Below are 19,937 nucleotides of genomic sequence, written 5' to 3'. Positions count from 1 at the left end.
CGCAAGCGCGGCCATCCCTATGACAGGGTAAAGCGTAAGCGGGACCGCGCGGTTACACGCGGGTTACAAGTTCAAAAAAATGACCGATTCTCGCGAAACTGCCGCTATGGGCGGAAAAACGGCCAGTACCCTTACAGTCTGTTTCTTGACCCCAGGCGGTCCGTCGTCGATCACCGCATAAATGTCTCAATGCGGTGGGAAGCGGCCAGTGCGGCTTCGACCCGCTTTGATCCCAAAGCGATCTCAAATGTTTCCGCTCATTCCCAGGCTCGCGTCAGGAAAGAGGCGGCGTTATTGTTCGGGGCAATTGAACGCGAGTTGCAAAATTGACGCCGACCTCCGTGCCCAACGTCACCTTCCACATCCGAGTCAGAAATGAGGAGCATGGCGGACCGAATCCGTTCGAATGGAAGGACGTCTCCTCCTTCCGTAGCCCGAGGCGGTCGCCGGGTTTGATGGAGTGGTTCAGATTCTGTCAGTATCCCACCGCCAGAGTCCCGCGCTGTCGAAGATCGGACGCGCCGGTCAGCGTGCCGTCGCTTGCACGCGCAATTGTGTTCGCGGAGCCTATCGCCGCCCGTACGACGACCCTGTGGCCCATTGCCTCCAAAAGCCGGATTGTGTCTGGCGAAACGCCACGCTCGACACGCAACTCGTCTGGCCAAAGTTGGTCATGAACGCGCGGGGCATTCTCGGCTTCCGCCGCATTCAACCCATGGTCTATTACGTTGACGAGGATCTGCGCGACGGTCGTGATGATGGTCGAACCGCCGGGGCTGCCGGTGACAAGCTCGACGTGACCGTCCTTGTCCAGCACAAGGGTCGGACTCATCGATGAAAGCGGGCGCTTCGCGGGCCCGGGCTCGTTGGCCTCCCCGCCCAAGAGCCGATAAGCATTTGGGGCGCCAGGCTTCGCGGCGAAATCGTCGAGCTCGTTGTTCAGGAGCACCCCTGTGCCCTCGGCGACCAATCCGGAGCCATAGGGAAAATTCAGCGTATAGGTGTTGGACACGGCGTTGCCGTCCTTGTCTACGATCGAGAAATGGGTTGTCTGGTCGCTTTCATATCGCATCGGATCGCCCGGGCGAATTTCAGAAGCCGGGCGCGCCTTATCCTGAGCAATCAGCGCGCGAAGGGAGTCAGCGTAGGGCTTCGACACCAGGCCCTTGAGCGGAACCTTCACAAAGTCGGGATCACCGAGCCACTCGGCGCGGTCAGCGTAAGCGAGCTTTTCAGCCTCCGCCATCGCATGGATCGAAGCGGCCGAGTTGAGGCCCCATTCCCGTATAGGAAAACCTTCGAGAATGTTGAGAATCTCGATCAAATGCGCGCCGCCCGAAGAAGGTGGCGGCATCGACACGACAGCATGGCCACGATATGTCCCGACGACCGGCTCCCGCTCGGCGGCGCGATAGTTCGAAAGATCCGCCTCCGTCATGCGCCCACCCGCTGCCTGCACCGCATCGACAATTTTGCGAGCGACCGGGCCAGTATAGAAGCCCGTGGCCCCTTCCCGCGCTATAGTCTCGAGTGTATCTGCCAGGTCATCGAGGGCGATGTGGTCGCCGAGTTGCGGCAAGCCGCCATCGCTCCTCAGGTAGATCCGCGCCGAGGCCGGCGAGCGCGCAAGCATCGGCTGGGCGAACGGCAAGGAGTCGGCGAGACCCGCGTCGACGGTCAATCCCTTGCGCGCCAGCGCAATAGCCGGCGCGACAAGCTCCGCGAAGGAGAATTTGCCTGATCCATATTTGCGCCACGCGAGTTCAAGGCCTGCGACCGTTCCAGGGACGCCGATGGCCAAACCGGAAAAGCGCGATTTGGAGGGATCGGCTTCACCTTTGGCGTCGAGGAAATCGTCCTTCCTCGCCGCCGCCGGAGCGGTTTCTCGATAGTCGATGGCGGTCGTGTTGTTGAACTCAGCGCGATGGATCAGCATGAAGCCTCCCCCGCCGAGGTTCCCTGCGGCTGGCAGCGTCACTGCGACCGCGACCGCTGCATCGACCGCATTGCCGCCGAACCGCAACACGTCCAGCCCGATGCGCGAAGCCTCCGCTTGCTGGGTGACAACCATGCCGTGCTTTGCGAGGATCGGTAGCGCGGTGGCGTAGCTGCGGCTGACCGGCGGGGGCAGCGGATCCCCCAGCGTCGCAATAGGAAAGAAGGCAATGAGGCCGACGAGGGCGCGAACGAGCTTCAAGGCGGACCTCCAATGATAGGAGGACGTTAGCACAGCTCTCGCCAGCGCGTGCTCAGACCGGTGATTCTGCATTTGACCGCTCCCCGCCCATGGCTGACGCCGAGGGTCTCGATTGGGAATTTCTGCTTGGGGTCAAATTGCGACGGCCAAAGTTCGTCTCGTTGCGGTCTTACGACATAAAGGTCCCGGCGGCGGCCATCGCACACTCAGTGGACGTTCCGATAATAAAATGAACTAGCGTTCGGGGCGACTTTCGCCGGCAACCGCACTGACGCGGCTCATCGCGGCCAAGGAATCCCTCGCATAAGCTCGGCGGCGCAGTCGCGCCCAACTAGGACGCTCAGGCTCTCAACTGTGAGGCTTGGAATACGGTCGCAACGGCGGCGGTGGCGCGACCCGCAGCACCAGCGGAGAAGCGAGCGGCAAACGACGCGCTCGAACTGCGTCAGCCACCATAGGATGCGATCGCGTCATACTGATCGTCTGTAAGGCCGAGCGCGCCGCGGATATCGCCCAGTTGCCGGAATGGTCGGCGCGCGATCAGAATCCGCGCTGTGATCGGCAAAAGCTGAAACTTCGCGATCAAGGTGTCGAGATCGTCGTTATTGACGGCGGCAAGACCGGCCGGGGCCGAGTTGGCGACCGGCGCATCGACAACCTGCGCACTTACGCCGAGGGCCGCCGCCGCATTGACCAGGCCACGGCCCATTCCGGCGTCGGACAAAGGCGTCGCCGTCCCCTCGAGGCGGGTTCGCAGGTCGCGTGCGGCCAGATCAGGAAATTTTGATAGGACAAGAGCTGCGACGCCTGCGACATGCGGCGTGGAAAAGGATGTGCCGAAGTCGACCGTCGCGGATCCGCCGAGCCCTGAGGAGGTGATGTTTTCGGCGCTCACATCGGAGCCGCTGCCGCCAGGCCCCGCCAGATCGACCGCTGCGCCATAGAAAGAATAGGGCGCGCGGCTTTGGTCGGGTGCGACCGCCGCGATCGACATTGTCGAAGGATAGTCGGAGGGATAATGCGGTTGGCTGGGGCCGTCGGGCCAGTTTCCCGCCGAGCAAACAACCAGCGCGTTGCGGGAGGCGGCGATATTGACGGCGTCGCGGATGGCGGCGATGTCGCCCGTAGTTTTCCAGCTGATGCTGATGATGAGCCGGGTGTCCGGCGAAACGAAATCCAGCGCGTAAAGGATTGCGTCGCGGCGGCGGCCGTAGCTCTGCGTCGTGCCTTCCAGCGGAACCTTCAGCGGCAGGACGCGGCATTGCGGGCAAAGGCCCCGAATTCCCATCTTGCCGTTGCCGACCAGAAGGCCTGCGATGAAAGTCCCGTGGCCTTCCTCGTCGACAGGATCTGGACTGCTGTCGTCAGCGAAATTCCATGTCTCGGACGGAGGCCTCTGGACGACGCCGCCAGCGAGAGCGGAATGCGTGATCTCCACACCCGTATCGATCACCGCCACGACGACCTTCGCGGAACCAATGGTCACGCCCCACGCCTCCGCCGCGCGGATGAGATCGAGATTCCATTGGAGTCCAGCCGATTCCGTCTCATTGGCTGCAGGAATGGCTTTTAACGCCGCCGATTCCAGATCGTTCAGACCAATAAAGGCAGGCTCCGCGAATTTGACCTTGTCGGAGGCGTTGAGCGCCGCCAGCGCCTTCATGAGCGCGGCCGGGTTGGTGGCGCCCCCCGGGATGCGGATCGTCAGCAGGCCAGCCGCGCGATGGCGCTCCTCGACCTCGACGCTGATCGACGCGAGAAGCTTGTTCTGCTCATCGGGCGACACGCCTTGACGGAACTGAACCAGGCAGAGCGCCCCGTCGGCGTAACGCGTGCAGCCATCCCGGTCCAGGAAGCTCGGCGTGATGCTTTCGACCGAGGGCTTCTGGCGCAGCGATGCGACAGGATCGGCGCCGGACTCGACCTGACCGGCGTCGTAGACCGCATATTGCTGCGGCTTCTGCGAATGTGCCGACAGCAGTTTCAAGCCTAGCGGATGGCCGACGTCCCCGGCGCTCTCCGTCTGCCCTTCCGCAAAGCGCACCAGCATGCGCGAGCGATCCGGGACCAAACGGACGACGTCGCCGCTCAGCTTGTCCTGGTAGCTGAACTCCGCGGCGGAGAAGAAGCTCGCCAGCCGGGCGAAACCCGCGGGATTGCCGGCGAACAACCGCCGCAGTTCGAAAAGACTGTAATAGGGGCGGCCCGCTGCGATGGCTTGCGCCCGATCCGGCGCGATCTGGGCGATTCGCGCGATATCCGCGACCGAGGCGTCGTTGATGTTCAGCAGCTGAACGTTCAATCCGTCCAGCTTGGCGGCCGAGGCCACCGGCAGCGCCGCTGCCCCAGCTTCTGGCGACGCGAAGGGCCGCTGCTGAGCGAATGCGCGAGCCTGAGCCATGGTCACGCCGAGCAGGACGGCGAGCTGTTCCTCGCTGGCGTTGTTCAGTGAAATGGTCTGCGCCATCGCTCACTCCCTTCGCGTCGCGGACGGTTCCGCATCGCGGGCGTCTCTCTGCGCCCGGCCATGTCATCGGCGCTTCAATAGGCGCAACCGGGTCGGATGCCGCGCTCGCGTCCCGCTGTTTGCCTAGCGCCCGGGCGTCGCCGGGATCGCCAGGCTGAGGAAATGTCCGCTTTCATGAAACATCAGGCCTCGGCCCGTGAATTCGTGCAGCGCCTCGGCGATCTCGTCCTCAGACTCATTCAGTTTCAGCGCGTCCCGAACCCCGGCCGCGGTCATGGCCCGGTCGCTGCAGCAGAGGTAGATGTCCGCCAGCGCACCCTGAAATGTGTAAGTCCCGGACTTTTCCACGTCGCGCAGATCGTCGATCTGCACGAAGCCAGGCGCAGACCAATAGTTCAGCGTCGGTCGCGTATCCTGCTTCCAGGCCGCCTGCCAGGAGCGGACCCAGTCCCTCGTGCTGACATAGACCTCGTCGGGCAAGGCGCCTTCGAGCGCGTATTCGAAGAAATAGGCCACCCGTTGCAGATCGACGCTTGAGGGATAGACGAAGCCGTAGCTGGTTTCGGGGCGCACGAAATCGGCAGGAAAACTGCGCCGGTCGGTGAAGAGCGGGCTGAACCGCTCCATCCAAATCCGGCCGGCTCCGGTTGGCGGCTGCAAATGGGCCAGCTGGGTCATGATGGAAAGCTGGCTCTGGTAGTCTTCCTCGGTTTCTCCAGGGAAGCCCCAGATGATGTTCCAGCCGACATCGATGCCGTAATATTGCGCCCACCGCAGCAGATTAATGTTCTGGGTGGCGGACACGCCCTTGCGCATCAGTTTGAGGATATGACTGTTGAGGGATTCGACGCCGGGCTGGATCCTCTTCACGCCCGCGTCGCGCAGCAGCCGGATCTTGTCGCGCGTGAGGTTGGATTTGACCTCGTAGAAGAACTGGTAGTCGGAGCGGTCGGCGACGATTTTCGGAAAAAACGACGCGAAATAGTCGTGGTCCGCAATATTGTCGACGGCTTCCAGCATGAAGCTGCGGTAGCGCCGCACCAATTCCGCGAGCTGCTCGCGCAGCAGCGCCGGGCTCTTCGAGCGGAACGCCATCGTCCCGCCATTGAGGCCGCAGAACGTGCAGTGGTGCTTCTGGCCCCACCAGCACCCGCGCGAACTCTCGAAGGGAAGATAGACCAGGCGCCGGGACATGTCCGGGATAAGGCCCACGCTTCCGGCGCGGGTGAAGAATTCCTCGTAATCCGGGAGGGGCAGCTCGTCGAGCCGCGAGAACGGCGCCCGCGGCGCGCGCGCCGCGCGTGAGGTGGCTTTCGACACCACGCCTGGCGTCGTGGCCGGGTCGTCGCCATCCGCCAGCGCGTGGAGAAAGGCCGGAAACGCCTCGTCGCCCTCGCCGATGATGGCGTAGTCGATGCAGTCGACGCCTTCGACTAGGCCCAGCCCCATGTCCCCCTCGAAATTCGCCCCGCCGAAGACTGTGATCAACTCGGGGAAGCGCTCCTTGAGCCGCGCGGCCAGCGCGAAGGCGGCGACGTTTTGCTGAAAGGTCGAAGTGAAGCCGACAACGCGGTACGCGGACCAGTCGATGCTGTCGAGCATCCGGTCGAGATAACGCGGAACTTCGCGGTTGCGGATGTCCAGCAGGGCGTTTCGGTCGACGCCCAGATCGGCGAGCAACAACTCGGCCTCGTCGCCGAACCGGTTGAGCAGGGCGCCGTCGCGATCCGGCGCCTCCGCCCCGAAAGCCGCCGGGGAAAACAGCCAGTCGCCGAACATGCGGCCCCTGTGGTGGACGAGCTGCTCATAGAGCTTCGGCCCGATCTGCTGCGCGAAATCGAGGTTCAGATGAAATGTCGTGGCGGGAAATCCATGCCGGTCCGCAATCGCCCGCAGCAGGCCGAGCTGGAGGGACGGGCGGTAGATCGACACGAAAGGCATGTTGACCAGAGCGACAGGCCAGGCCTGCGGCCCGGACATGATAGCGGCCGCATAGGCTGCGTCTGCTGGGAGCAACTGTAATTGAGGCATGTCTTCATCGGCCCTGGTCGGAAAACCCTTGCGGGAATTCGGGACAGAAAACCCTGTGGCGCGTTCGCCTTTCGCCTGGAAAGCGCAGCCTGGGCATGGGAGCGATAGAGTTGGAACGAGATGGGCTGCGACACGGCGGCTGGATCAATGGCGGGCGCCGAATGAACTGCCGAGATCGGCGCAGTCAATTCGGCGCCGAGGAGGACGCACTACAGGCTCTGCGGCTGTCGCGCGCTGGCCGAACCCGGATGCGCCGGCAAGGGCTGGCTGTCATCCGGGAGGCTTCATGCCTTGTCCGGGCGGTGTTACCAGACGACGCCGATGCCAACGCCGCTCGCTGCCGCGCCAAGGCCGGTGCGAACGCTTAGGTTGGCCGCTCCAAGTTGCTGGAAAGCCCCCTTGAAGCCGCTGGAGAGGCTTGCAACGCCCGACGATGGCGCGGCCAATCTTCCGCTTTCCTGCTGCCCGGCGCTGGCCACGGTCGACATGCGGCTGGAAAGCGCCTGACCGGCCAATTTGAAGATTCCAAGCAGTAGGGCCTTCTCCGTGTCAGTAAGCACCGCTGCCATTTCGTCGAGCTTGCTGGCCAGAGCAGCGATGTCCTCTGGCGTAATGGTTTGGTCGGCCATTATTCGGTTCCTCCGCTCGTTGAAGCTGTCTCGCGCAGCTTGCGTTGGGCAATTCGCTGCATGAAACGATGAATCTTCTTCTTAGTCGCGATGAAATACAAATAATTAATTTTTGATTATATCGCGGCCATTAAGCAAGCAAAACTCGCATAATGATACGATGTTAGTCAACGATAAAGCACGTCAAACATAAAATTGTAAATAAATAGTTTGTGATATGCGATTAATATAATTGTTATATGTGTAATTTTTAAAATAAATATTAAATAAAACTGACAATTTACTAGAAAATATGTGAATAAATTGAAATTAATACTATTTTATAATAAAAGTATGCATTTTGGCATGAAGCCGTCCAAAGCTGCGTCGACTTTCCTGGCGAACCTGAATTTCTTCGCGGCCGGCCACATGGCAAAGCCATTGTGCGTCCGATGCGGTCCGGGCAACTAACCCGCACTTGTGCAGTTCTGTTCTCAATACACAGCTTCCCTAAATCGCCTGGCATTGTGTCTGTGCAGAAAGACAACTCGCGCAACTTTGCCGTCGCGTCTTGGACCGTTCTCGGTCCGATTCTGTTGAAAAACTCTTTTTTGGCCGCTCATCTCAATTTGCAGCCCCGTTGAGCCGGCCAGTATAAAAAAGATGCGGGGGACCAGTAGGTTTGACGAAAAATCCGCTGAAAACCACCGCATCCATTTCTAGACGCCATTGAATGCGAAGAGTCGGTCGCCATCGTATTTGGCGGGATTTTTGAGGTGCCCAATTTTTCGAGTTTTTCAACAGAATCGGTCCCGAAGCAGACCTTCCGTCTATGGTCGCAAGCCGCCGAATGACGTCATTGCCGAGGCAATGTTGACTGGGCCAAGCGTTCGAGTCTGGCGCCATATATAGTGCCATGGACGCTAACCGGATTCGCCCAGATCAATCCTCGTTCTCAAGCTGGCGAAAATGAAGTAGATCCCTGCGACAATTGCGAATCCCCTCGCTGTGCGCGGCCCCGTCATTAGGGCGACAGAGGGGCGGTCGATTTCATCCTCGCCTGCCGTTCGAACTGACAGAAACCCGATGAGTCGTCCTGCGCATCGACAGGGCGCCAATCAACGCTCGCGCATGCTCTTGGAAAGCGCACCCCGCACCGGCGCAAGCAGATATTGCAAGGACGTCCGCTCGCCGGTTGCGATCAGGACGTCGGCGGGCATGCCTGGAACGAGGGTCGTCGCGATGTTTTGCGGCAGGTCGTGAAAGTCGATGCGCACCCGCGCCGCGTAATAGGGCTGACGCGTGTTTTCATCGATCAGCGTGTCGGCCGAAACGCTTTCGACTTTGCCGAAGATCGGCGCGGCTTTTTTGAAGGCGGGAAAGCGGACCTCGGCCTTTTGTCCTGGCGCAATGGATTGAATATCGTTCGTCGACACGCGCGCGGAGAGGATCAGGCTGTCGCCGGTCGGCACAATCTCGGCGAGCGTCTCGCCTGGACGCACTACGGCGCCCGCCGCGAAAACCTTCAGGTTTTGTACGACGCCCGTTCGTGAAGCCCGCACTTCGAGTCGGTTCAGGACATCGTCGGCGACAGCGAGTTTTTCGCGTAAATCCGCCTCTCGCGCCCGCGTTTCGGCCAACTGCTGGGCGATCTGCTCCTGGACGCGCTGGCGCGCCTGCTCCATTTGCAAGCGGGTCTCCGCCACGGATTGTTCGAGCCGCGCCATTTCCCCTTTGCCGGCGCCGAGATCGCCTTCAAGCCGGCTCTTTTCGCGCTCCATCGCGCGAAATTTGTTGCGGGCGAAAAAGCCCTTGTCCACCAGCGGCGCGACGGCCGCCATTTCCGCGGCGAAACTCTCCAATTGCGCGCCGGTGGCTTCGGCGCGGATTCGGCGACCGTTCATGTCCTCCAGCGTCTGGTTGATTCTCGCTTTGTAGATCGCCTCGTCGCTCAGGCGCAGGCGCAAGCGGTCATCAAACTGGCGGCGTTCGTCGGACAGCAAGCGCTCAACTTCGGGCTCCACTTGCCGAGCGATAAGGGCGGCCGGGAAGCTGATAGCCGCGGCGCCGTCGCGCTCCGCCGTCAGTCGCGCTTGCTGTGCGCGGACGGCGTCATACTGGAGGCGCGTCCTTTCGCTGTCCGCGCGGGCGGAAATCGGCGCGAGTCGGAACAAAACGTCGCCTTCGTTGACGGTCTGCGCCTCGCGCACGGCGATCTCGCGAATGATGCCGCCTTCGAGATGTTGTATCGGCTTGCGTTCGCTTTCGACCGATACCTTGGCCGGAGCGATTGCCGCGCTGTCGATCGGCGCTGACGCAGCCCAGAGGCCAAACAGGCCGGCGACGGTGGCGATCGAGACATAACCGACGCGGGCGTAGGGCGCGTAACTGGGCCGCTTCGTCCTGACGGAACGTTCACTGCATGTCATCACAGTCATATGGGCCTCCTGTGGCGGGGATCGACGACGCCCAATTAAGCGCGGGATTGGGCGCCCTGCATGTTCCGGCGGGAACAGGCGTCGTCGCCGTTGTGGCGCCACTCTGGCGAAGACGTCGCGGAGCATCGCGACAGTTTAAGGGAGCCCGTCATGAGCCAGGCCAAATCGCCCACCGCCCTTTCGATCGCCACCCGCGCCTGTGTTCCGGCCCTCGGCGCCACCTTCGTGCTGAGCCTGTTCATCAACGCCAGCATGCTGGTGTCGCCGATCTATTCGATGCAGATCTACGATCGGGTTCTGAGCAGCCGGAATATCGGAACGCTCGTCATGCTGACCCTCATCGTGTTCGCCTTCCTGGCGCTTTACGGTCTGCTGGAATACGCCCGCGCCGGCGTTCTGGTGCGGGCGTCGGTGGATTTCGACGAGATCCTCCGGGAACCTTTGTTCGAGACGTTGATGCGGGCGCAGCTCTCGCCCCGCCATCGTTTCGGCCAGCAGATGATCCGCGACGCCGACCTGTTTCGCGAGAGCGTCGCGGGGGGCGTCGCCACAACGCTCTGCGACCTGCCCTGGACGCCGATCTATATCGGCATGTGTTTCATGCTCCATCCTTTGCTCGGCTCGGTCGCGCTCATCGGCGGCGTCTCGCTGTTTCTCCTCGCCTGGGCTTCGGACCTGTTCACGAAGCGCAGCGTCCTGGAGGCCTCACGCCTGTCCATCGAGGCGCAAGGCATGGCGGCGTCCACCCTGCGCAACGGCGAAATCGTCTTCGGGCTCGGCATGGGCGATTCTCTGCGCGGCCGTTGGGCGGACCTGCAGGCCGCGGCCAACGCCGAAGCCGCCAGCGGCCACGAGACCAGCGCCACGATCAACGCCGTCAGCAAATTCGCGCGCGTCGCCGTCCAGACCGCGCTGCTGTTTTGCGGCGCCTGGCTCGCCGTCGATGGCGAGATTTCGCCCGGGGCCATGTTGGCGGCGTCGATTGTGATGGGGCGCGCCCTTGCTCCGGTCGAGATGGTCGTCGGCAATTGGAAGCGGATCATCGGCTGCCGCGCGGCCTATCAGCGTTTGCAGGCGCTGTTCGAAGCCTTTCCCGACTCCGCCGCCGCGCTTGAACTGCCGCGGCCCAAGGGCAAGCTCGAGGTGAACAGCGTCGTGATCTGGCCGCCCTTCGCCGTCAAGCCGTCAGTCAAATATTTGAGCCTGTCGCTCGAGGCCGGCGAGAGCCTTGCCGTGGTCGGCGCCTCGGGAAGCGGCAAATCCAGCCTGTTGCGCGCTCTCGCCGGCGTGTGGGCGCCGGGCGACGGCGTCATTCGTATCGACGACGCCGATTACGCCCAATGGGACAAGCAGCGGCTTGGTAGGCATATCGGCTATGTTCCGCAGACAATCGAACTATTCGCCGGGACCGTCGCCGAGAACATCGCTCGCATGGGCGAAGTGGATGAGCAGAAAGTGTTCGCGGCGGCCCAGCTCGCGGGCGCCCATGACGCTATTCTGCGGCTGCCGCTCGGCTATAACACCCAGCTTGGCGATGGCGGCGTCGGTCTCGCGGGAGGCATGCGCCAGCGCATCGCGCTCGCCCGCGCGCTCTTCGGCGATCCGAGCCTTGTCCTGCTCGACGAGCCCGACTCGAATCTCGACGAGGAAGGCGAGAAAGCTCTGGGCGAAGCTTTGTCGTCGTTGAAAAATTCCGGCAAGACATTCATTATCGTGACGCATCGCCCTGCGGTCCTGTCGATGGTCGACAAGCTGCTCGTCATGTCCTTTGGGCAGGCCCTGGCGTTCGGCAAGCGGAACGAGGTTCTCGCCAAGGTCCGAGGCAATCGGGTTGCTGTTGTCGCTGATGCGGGAGCGCAGTCATGAACATTGTTCGAACCTCGCTCTTCGCCCTCGCGTCATTGGTCGGCTGCGGCTTGTTCCCGCCTTCCGCAATTCCGCCTGCATTCGCCGAGGACGCGCCGCAACAGGTTGCGAAAGTCCCGACGCCTGTGCCCTTCGACGAAGCCGTCGACGTCGCCGCCCGCGCCGTTCTCACGTCCCTGCCGCGACCGCCCCAGGGGAAGTCCGTCGAAGTCGTGATCGATCCGCTCGTCGATGGCGCGACAGGCGCACGCTCGGTCGCGACGCGGCGCATGGGCGAGAGGATCGCCGCGCTCGCGGCGAAGGAGTTTGCCTTCGTTCGGATTGTTCCATTCAACACGGAGACATTGGCGCGGCGTCCCATCCTGCTGATGGGCGCGATCGCAGCGCTGGCCGGAGCCGGTCAGGTCTCCGCCCCGCCGCCCCCGCAGACTGCGGCCGGCTCCGTCTCGCCGCCGCAGTCTCCGGTCTATGCGCTGTGGTTCACCGCCGCCGATCTGTCCACAGGCAAGGTCTTAGGTCGGGGCGTGGCTCGCGCGTTGGGCGGCGCCGTCGATCCGACGCCCTTCGCCGCCTATGCCGAAGCGCCAGTCTGGACGGCGGACGCCGCCGTACAGGGCTATATTCAAACCTGCCGTAAGGCCAAGCCGGGCGATGCGCTGAATTCGGCATACGCCGATCAATTGTCGGCGTCGGCGGCGCTCGCCCAGGCGGAGGACGCCTATAATGCGCGCCAATTCCGCCGCGCCCGGCAATTATATGACGAGGCTGCCGATCTGCCTGGCGGGCGACAGTTGCGCACGCTGAATGGGCTCTATCTCGTCAATATGCGCCTCGGCGATCGCGGCGCAGCGGATGCGGCTTTCAGTCAACTCGTCGATTTCGGGCTGGATTCCGACCGGCTCGCCGTGAAGTTCCTTTTCCGCGTCAATGCCGCGTCCTTCGCCTATGTTCGCGAGGCGCGCGCATATCCGCAATGGCTGGACGCGATTGCGCGGAAATCGTCGGCAAAGGCGACTTGTCTGGAAATCGTCGGCCATACGAGTCCGACAGGCCCGCCCGCCCTCAACGAACGATTGTCGCTGCGGCGCGCGGAATTTGTGCGTGACCAGCTCGCCCGGCGCGATCGCGGGCTTTCCAAGCTCATGATCGCGCGGGGCGCGGGTTCGTCGGAGCCGATCGTCGGAACAGGCCGCGACGATGCGAGCGACGCCCTCGATCGCCGCGTGGAATTGCTCGTCGTGAAGTGCGGCGAGCCGGGAGCAAGCCCGAACAGGCAGGGAATGCGCTGAACGCCAAGGGAGCGTTTGAAATGGGGGATCAAACGCTTTCCCCGGGCGACGTGGTCGCAGGCCGATTCCGGATCTCGGGAGAACCGAGAAGGGCGGGAGGCGTCCTCCTCTGTGAGGCGGTTGAAATCGTCTCGGGCGATTCCGTTCAGCTCGCGGTCTGCGCGGATCCGGAGCCCGCCGCCACAGACGAATTTCTCGCCAGGGCGAAGCGGATCACGGCGCTGAGCCGCGCCAGCATTGCTTCAGTGCGGGAAATTCTGCTCGAAGGCGACGGTGCTGTCGCGGTCTGCGACGCCCCGTCGGGCGTCGACCTTTGGGCATGGCGGCGCGCGCTCGGCCGCGCGCCGACCGCTGCGGAATTCGACAAGATCGCCGGCCAATTGCTCGAAACGGTTTCCGCGCTTCACGGCGCCGGCGCGCTTCACCTCCGCATTACGCCCGGCGCGATCACGATTGGCGCGGACGGCCATGCGACATTGGCTCCTTTCGGCGCGCCGTTCGGCGACGACGCGGAAGCCGACGCTTTCTCCCCGCCGGAGATCGCGGCCGGTTGGTCGACTCCGGCGGGTGAGCGTTCGGACGTCTTCAGCTGTGCTGCGACGCTAACCGCGCTGATCAGCGGCGGCCCTCCACCGAACGCCGGCGGCTTGCCCGCGCCAGTCGCGGCGGCCGGCTCCGACATCCGACCCGAAGCGCTTCAGGCGCTCGCCATCGCGCTTTCCCCAAATCCTTCGGATCGTCCGCCCAGCGTCCGCGCACTCGCCGCTTTGTTGTTCGATTTCTCGTCGGACCCGCGGCGCGCGCCGAGCGCCGCCACTCCCGGCGCCACGGTCAAGCCTCCGCCGCAGCCGCGCATTCAACGAAGCCGCGGAACGGCAACATGGGGCGCGCTGGCGGCGCTCGCAATCCTCCTTCTTGGTGGTCTCTATGCGCTCGATTTTTCACCGCCCTGGCGGGAAATGGCGCGACGGGCCCGAGGCGGGCCACCGGAATTGGCGCTGCGCTCCGGCGAGACTGCTCCGGAGGCGCCCGCTTCGCCGATGAGGCGGGCCGAAGATCCGAAGCTTCCTTCCTTGCCACCCAAGGCGGACTCAATCGAAAAACCGGAGGCGAAAGCGCCGCCTGAACCCCGCAAGGATGCGCCGGACCGCCTGCCAGAAGTTGCCTCCATGACCGATCGGGACGCGTTGGTGGCGCTGGCGAAGGAGGGAACGCCGGCAAGCCAGCCGGCCAAGGCGCGTCTCGAAAGTCTCGGCTATATTCTGGCGCGGGGCGGCGCGGCGCCCGTCTGGCTGAAGCCAGGAGAAGGAGAAATCTTCCGTGATTGCGCCGAATGCCCGGAACTCGTTCTAATTCCGGCGGGTGAATTCTTGATGGGCTCTGCAAGCAATGAGCCCGGGCGTAACGATGACGAAGACGACACGCCGGGATCAGGCGGGTCTCCTGTCGCGATCAAGATAGCGGCGCCTTTCGCCGTCAGCCGGAGCGAAATCACCCGCGGCGAATACGCCGCCTTCGCCGCAGATACGCGACGCTCCGCTGATGGCGGCTGCTTCGGCCGCAGCGGCGCGCTCAAGCTCGATCCCGCTTTGTCCTGGCGAGATCCGGGATTTCCGCAAGACGACCGCCATCCCGTGGTCTGCGTCAACTATGAAGACGCGCGCGCTTACGCCGAATGGCTCTCGAATCGCGCTGGCGTCCGATACCGGCTGCCCAGCGAGGCCGAATGGGAATATGCGGCTCGGGGCGGCGCAAGCATCCGCGCGCGGTATTTTTTCGGCGACGGCGTCGAAGACCTCTGCGCCTACGCCAACGGCGCCGATGCGACCGCACATGAACGCAACGCGGATTGGGTCGTCGCGCCCTGTCGCGACGGTTTCGCGTGGACGGCGCCGGTCGGCAGTTTTCGTCCGAACGGCTTCGGCCTGCGCGACATGCTCGGCAATGTCTGGGAATGGACGTCCGATTGCGCTTCCGACAGCCTGTCGCATGCGGCGCGCGGCGGACCTGCCGGTTGCGCGCCGGAAGCCAACCGGATTCTGCGCGGCGGTTCATGGAGCGACCCCCCCGCGCGCCTGCGTCCTGCCGCCCGTGTCGCGGGTCCGCCCGCCGCGCGCGATCAGATCGTGGGCTTCCGCCTGGTCCGCGAACTCGCCCGTTAGACCGGCAAGCGCCAAAATCGAAGCGAGATTTCGCAGAGGCGCCGCTCAATCGACAATGGGCGTTCCCTGGGGAACAGCCGTCAGCTCTCCTGAAGCGCATGGTCCTGATCACGGCGAAGGGCGATCGTCCCGGCCCGTGATCGGAAGCAACCCGGCCCAGAGGGCCCACGCGAACAGGAGAGTAAAATGGCAGACGACATCTTTGGAGCTATCGCTGGCTTTGTCGGCGACGTCGCGCAGGCGGCCAGCGACACCGGCAAAGCCGTGGTCGATACGGCCGAGGACGTGGTCGACGCGGTCACGGGCGCGGCTAGCGACGCCGCGACCGCCACATCGCACGCCGTCGGCGAGGCCGCGCATGACATCGCCTCCGGCGTGTCGGGCCTCGTCAGCGACGTCGGCCACGTGATCGCCGGCGCGGGTAGCGCCGTCTCCGAGGCGGCCGGCGAAACCGCCCATGTCGTTGAAGGCGTCATCAGGGGCGCCTCCCAGATCGCGAGCGGCGTCATTTCCGGCGCGGCCGGCGCCGCGACCGCGATCTCGCAAGGCGCCGCCGAGGCTGTTGCGGACGTGGCCGGCGCTGTCAAGGATATCGGCAGCGGCGCTTTGCACGGCGCGGCGGCGGCCGCGAGCGGCCTCGCCGACGCGCTCGACGGCCATGGCAGCGTGGGCGGCGCCGTCAATCAAGGGCTCGCCGCTCTCGGAGGGGGCGTCGCCAACGCCGCCAACGAGGTCGTGCAGGGCGCCAACGCCATCGGCGACGCGGTCACCCATGCCGCCGGCGCAATCGTCAACGGCGCCGGAACCGCGGTGGCCGGCGCGGAGACGGCGGGCGCGGCCATCGGTCAATTTGCTGGCGATGTCGCGAACGCGGTTTCCCATACTGTCGGCGACATTGGACGGGTCGTGGGCGACATCGCCTCCGGCGTCGGACAGGCGGCGGGCGACCTTGCGCATGCCGCAATTGGCGGAGTCAGCAGCGTCGTGAACGGCGCCGTCGAAGCCGCTCATGACGCCGCCAGCGGCGCCCTCCATGGCGGCGCCAGCCTGCTCAACGGACTGGCGGGCGCTCTGGACGGGACCGGCTCGGTTCAGGCCGCTGTCGGCCAGGCGACCGGGGCGGTCCTCGACGGCTTCCAGCACGCCGGACAGGATCTCGCCGGCGGCCTCGTCAACGGCGCGGCGAGCGTTGTCAGCGGCGTCGGGGCGGCGGTCGGCGATATCGCCCATGGCGTGACGACGGCCGTGCAGGATAGCGGCGTCGCGTCGCATCTCGGCGCGATTGGCAACCTCCTCGGCGCGGTTGGTCACGACCTTGGTTCCGCCGCCGGCGGGGTCGTGGCGGCGACCGGCGCCCTCGGACAAGGCCTGGCCCAGGCCGCGACCGACATCGGCGGCGGTATCGCCGACGCCGGAAAGGCGATCGCCTCTGGCGCGGCCGTAATCGGCAAGGATCTTGGCGCCGTGGCCGATTCAGCGGGCCATACCGCCGCCACGATCGGGCAGGCGGCGGGAGACGCCGTCAACCATCTTGCCCAGGATGGGTTGCGCGGCGTCGCCAATGTGTTGACGCACCTCGCCGATAGCCTGTCGTCTTCGGGCCACGATGGCGGAACGGCGTCTTCGACAAGTGGGACGGCGAGCCAGGCCATCCATGCCACGCCTGGCGTCTCCATCGACGCCAGCAGTTTCGGACACAGCATTCCGACGAGCGGACTGACCGCCGCTCTCAGCACGCTGCATCCGGTGGTCGACCCGCACCTGCCTCCGCCCGTCCATGGCGGCGGCGTCGTCGACCCGGCGCCGCAACACGGCGCGGACCTGCATGTCGTGAGCCACGCGATCGACGTTTCGGCGGTCCATCTGGATCATGCGCCAATCGTCCACGCGCCGGTGGTCGCCCATTTCGACGCGGTCCACCACTGACTGGACCGCTGCCGAAAACATCGCCAACAAAGAGCGCCCGCGGCCAGACGCCGCGGGCGCTCGCTCTCGACTTCGCGTCATGTCCTTCCGCGCGGCAAATGTCGCGCAATCGATAGCGGTTGGGCGCCAGAATGGAAACTTGCGCGCGCGATGGCGTTGTCGGTTTGGCGAGGCTTGACCGCATGAAAAACGGCAGTGCGGAATAGGGTTCAAAAAAGGAAACTGAAGCATGAGTCCCGTGGATCGGCCCGACGAACAGGGTTTCCGGGCCGATCTGGGCCCAAGGGAGCTGGCCGAGATCAGAAAGGCCATGCGCATCCGCCGAGTAGCGCGCGGCGAGGTTCTCATCGAACAAGATTCGCTTGCCGAGACGCTTTACATCGTCAATTTCGGTCTGTTCGAAGTCAAGCATGGACCTGATACGCAGCCTGTGGCGGAAATCACCGCTGGACAGTTGATCGGCGAAATCGGCTTTTTCGCCGGTGCCCCACGGACAGCCTTCGTGATTGCCGCGCGAGATTCGGAAGTTCTCGAAATCAATCGTGACGAGTTCGACTCGCTGACCGCGCGGGTTCCGGAAATTCTTCGCGCCGTGACGCGTGCGCTCGGCAAGCGTCTCGTTCGTCTTGCGTCCAATGTGCGGGACAGCGAGAAGGCGCGTCCGCTCAACCCGTTGCGCATGGCGGCGATTATCCCGGCGGGTTCCGATGATATTTGCCCCGATTTTGTCCAGAGGCTTCGCGAGGAAATTTCCTCTCGAGCGCGCGCCGGCTTCCTGACAGGAAGCGCCGCCGCCGCGTATTTTGGGGGACGAACCCTCGATCGTCACGATCTGGAGAATTGGCTTGCGGACGTCGAGCGCAGCCACGATCTCGTCGTTTGCGTCGCCGACTTTGACTTGACCGAGTGGACGCAAGCTGTGCTGCGCTCATGCGATCAGGTTCTGCTCGTCGCGGGCGGATCGCCTGAGGCGCTCAATCCCGTCGAAAGCTTGGCCTTGGAGCTGTTTCCGAAGGCGCGGCGGCGCCTGATCCGCGTCGTGGCGCGTCGTGGCGCTTACGCATCGCCAAGCGCGACCTGGCTGCGCCAGCGCGACGTCTTCATGACGCATCACGTCGCGTTGCAGGACGACGACGATTTCCACAGCCTCGGACGATTTCTAGCGGGGCAGGCCATCGGCTATGTCGCTGGCGGCGGCGGCGCCTTTGGGCCCGCGCATGTCGGGATTTTTCGGGCGTTTCGCGAGAGCGGCGTCGCATTCGATATTCACGGCGGCGCCAGCGTCGGCTCGGCGATGGCCGCAGCTTTTTCGCTGCTGATGGAGCCGGATGAGATCAAGGCCGCGATGAAGGAAATGTTTGTGCGGCGCCGCGCATTGAAGCGCTGGACCTTTCCCCGCTATGGCTTGCTCGATCACGAGGTGTTCGACGAGGAGCTTCGTTTGCGCTATGGCGTCGGCGCGATCGAGGATGTCTGGAAGCCCTATTTCGCGGTCGCAGCGGACCTCTCGACCTACGCCATGCGGGTGATGCGCGAAGGCCCGCTGTGGCAGGCCATTCGAGCTTCCTGCGCGATTCCGGGAGTCTTGCCGCCGTTTTTCGACGCGGCGGGCCACATGCTGGTCGATGGCGGCGTTATGGATAATGTCCCCGTCGCGGCGATGAATTCGCTCAAGAGCGGCCCCAATCTGATCGTCGATCTTCGTCCGAGAGAGCATTGCGTCTTCGATTTCGACTACGATTCCATCCCGGGACGACGCGCTTTGCTGGCGCGCGCGTTCAATTCCCTGTCGGGCGGGAAGCGGCTCCCAGCCTGTCCGAGCCCCGCCGGCGTTATCCAGCGCAGCATTTTCGGCAATCGCCATCACCTGCAGGACAGCGACGATCCTCTCGCGCTAGTCCTGCGCCCGCCCGCATTCAAGGGCTCGAACTTCATGAACTGGGATCAACACGCCGAAGTGCTCGACGCGTCCTATGAATGGGCCCTCACCATAATCGAAAAGCTTCGCGCGCAGAGCGATCCGGCCTTGGCGGCCATGCTACGCCTCTCCGACAGGGACGTTCGTCGCGCGGGGAGCAACGCGCAATGACGGGCGACGCCGATCCGAAGGATTTTGCCGCACTGCTCGCTCATGTTCCTGTCGATGGGGACGCCAAGTCGGAACTGTTTTCGATGATGGCGGAAGGGGATCGCTTCTATCACGGCAAGTCGCATCTAGCGCAGCTTTGGCGTACCCATCGCCGCTTCGCCGCGGCGGAAGGCTTGGTCGCGCCGGGGATAGAAACCTTGGTCGCTTGTGCAATCGCCTATCATGATTGCGTCTATGACAGCAGTAAGCGCGATAACGAGGAGCGGTCGGCGGAAGTCTGGATGCGCGCCAGCGCCCGCTCGGCGCTGAACGAAGAAGATCGCCGATGGGTCGCCGAGACGATCCTGGCGACGCGCGACCATCTCGGCTATCGCGAAAAGGAATACGGGACTTGCGCGAGCGGCGACGAAAAAATGGCCGGCGCAAGCTTGCGCGACCGCGCGCGAATTTGGGCGCTGGATCTCGATCTGACGCCGCTCGGCGGAACGGCGACGGCGTTTGAGCGCGATACGGCCGCGCTGCGTCGCGAGGCGAAGCATCTGACCGATGAGGATCGGGACGCCGGCAGGCTGGCCTTCCTGCGCCGTTTTATCGGAACGCCGCGCATCTTTTGGTCGCCCACGCTCGCCGACGTCTTCGAGGGGCCGGCGCGGGCGAATCTTTTGCGCCAACTCAATCGAGTGTGAGGGGCCGACGAAGGGAGGAAAGCTGAAGCCGGGCGGCTCCGGTCCGGGCTGGGATATACGCAGGAGACATCGTCGGGCGGCGCAGGCCGGATCATCAGCCGAGCCATTCAGTTGACACATTTCGCGGTCGGTCTCACGATGTAAGGCGCTTTTTTCCGGCCCTTCCGCCGGGACATTC

11 protein-coding genes are annotated in these 19,937 nt (G+C 64.0%); 6 read left to right on the top strand and 5 right to left on the bottom strand.

Features of this window, described 5'->3' with window-relative positions; all coding sequences use genetic code 11:
• Positions 1 to 475: 475 nt before the first annotated feature.
• The 5 genes from ggt to QZ409_RS10600 all read right to left on the bottom strand — a co-directional run bounded on the left by ggt (position 476) and on the right by QZ409_RS10600 (position 9,741).
• Positions 476 to 2,143 carry a gamma-glutamyltransferase gene (ggt, locus tag QZ409_RS10620; RefSeq protein ID WP_296710566.1) on the bottom strand — a complete coding sequence of 556 codons (1,668 nt, stop codon included), beginning with the start codon at positions 2,141 to 2,143 and terminating at the stop codon, positions 476 to 478.
• A 499-nt stretch (positions 2,144 to 2,642) separates the two neighbouring features.
• Positions 2,643 to 4,664, bottom strand: a complete 2,022-nt coding sequence (locus QZ409_RS10615; RefSeq protein ID WP_296710514.1) for a S8 family serine peptidase — start codon at positions 4,662 to 4,664, stop codon at positions 2,643 to 2,645.
• Positions 4,665 to 4,787: 123 nt separating this feature from the next.
• Positions 4,788 to 6,644 (bottom strand): RiPP maturation radical SAM C-methyltransferase, encoded by a 1,857-nt coding sequence (locus QZ409_RS10610; protein WP_296710513.1) that lies wholly within the window; start codon positions 6,642 to 6,644, stop codon positions 4,788 to 4,790.
• Positions 6,645 to 7,000: 356 nt separating this feature from the next.
• Positions 7,001 to 7,324 (bottom strand): hypothetical protein, encoded by a 324-nt coding sequence (locus QZ409_RS10605; protein ID WP_296710511.1) that lies wholly within the window; start codon positions 7,322 to 7,324, stop codon positions 7,001 to 7,003.
• 1,097 nt (positions 7,325 to 8,421) lie between these two features.
• Positions 8,422 to 9,741 carry an HlyD family type I secretion periplasmic adaptor subunit gene (locus QZ409_RS10600; protein ID WP_296710507.1) on the bottom strand — a complete coding sequence of 440 codons (1,320 nt, stop codon included), beginning with the start codon at positions 9,739 to 9,741 and terminating at the stop codon, positions 8,422 to 8,424.
• Positions 9,742 to 9,891: 150 nt separating this feature from the next.
• Here QZ409_RS10600 and QZ409_RS10595 point away from each other — a divergent pair, with 150 nt between their 5' ends.
• The 6 genes from QZ409_RS10595 (at position 9,892) to QZ409_RS10570 (ending at position 19,759) form a co-directional block, all read left to right on the top strand.
• Positions 9,892 to 11,607, top strand: coding sequence for a type I secretion system permease/ATPase (locus tag QZ409_RS10595; protein ID WP_296710504.1), 1,716 nt, complete (start codon positions 9,892 to 9,894; stop codon positions 11,605 to 11,607).
• Positions 11,604 to 12,896 carry an OmpA family protein gene (locus tag QZ409_RS10590; RefSeq protein ID WP_296710501.1) on the top strand — a complete coding sequence of 431 codons (1,293 nt, stop codon included), beginning with the start codon at positions 11,604 to 11,606 and terminating at the stop codon, positions 12,894 to 12,896. The genes QZ409_RS10595 and QZ409_RS10590 overlap by 4 nt, the downstream gene beginning before the upstream one ends.
• Positions 12,897 to 12,916: 20 nt before the next feature.
• Entirely contained in the window at positions 12,917 to 15,058 is a 2,142-nt protein-coding gene (locus QZ409_RS10585; protein ID WP_296710498.1) for an SUMF1/EgtB/PvdO family nonheme iron enzyme, read from the top strand.
• A gap of 186 nt (positions 15,059 to 15,244) precedes the next feature.
• Positions 15,245 to 16,984: a hypothetical protein gene (locus QZ409_RS10580; protein WP_296710494.1), complete on the top strand. Its 1,740-nt coding sequence runs from the start codon at positions 15,245 to 15,247 to the stop codon at positions 16,982 to 16,984.
• A gap of 229 nt (positions 16,985 to 17,213) precedes the next feature.
• Positions 17,214 to 19,073, top strand: a complete 1,860-nt coding sequence (locus QZ409_RS10575; RefSeq protein ID WP_296710491.1) for a cyclic nucleotide-binding and patatin-like phospholipase domain-containing protein — start codon at positions 17,214 to 17,216, stop codon at positions 19,071 to 19,073.
• Positions 19,070 to 19,759 carry a hypothetical protein gene (locus QZ409_RS10570; RefSeq protein ID WP_296710488.1) on the top strand — a complete coding sequence of 230 codons (690 nt, stop codon included), beginning with the start codon at positions 19,070 to 19,072 and terminating at the stop codon, positions 19,757 to 19,759. Before QZ409_RS10575 ends, QZ409_RS10570 begins: the two co-directional genes overlap by 4 nt.
• Positions 19,760 to 19,937: the final 178 nt, after the last annotated feature.

This window comes from Rhodoblastus sp. (genome assembly GCF_019449565.1).
GTDB lineage: Bacteria > Pseudomonadota > Alphaproteobacteria > Rhizobiales > Beijerinckiaceae > Rhodoblastus.
Note: the sequence above shows the minus strand (reverse complement) of the source record. Positions and strands in the feature narration are given on the sequence as shown.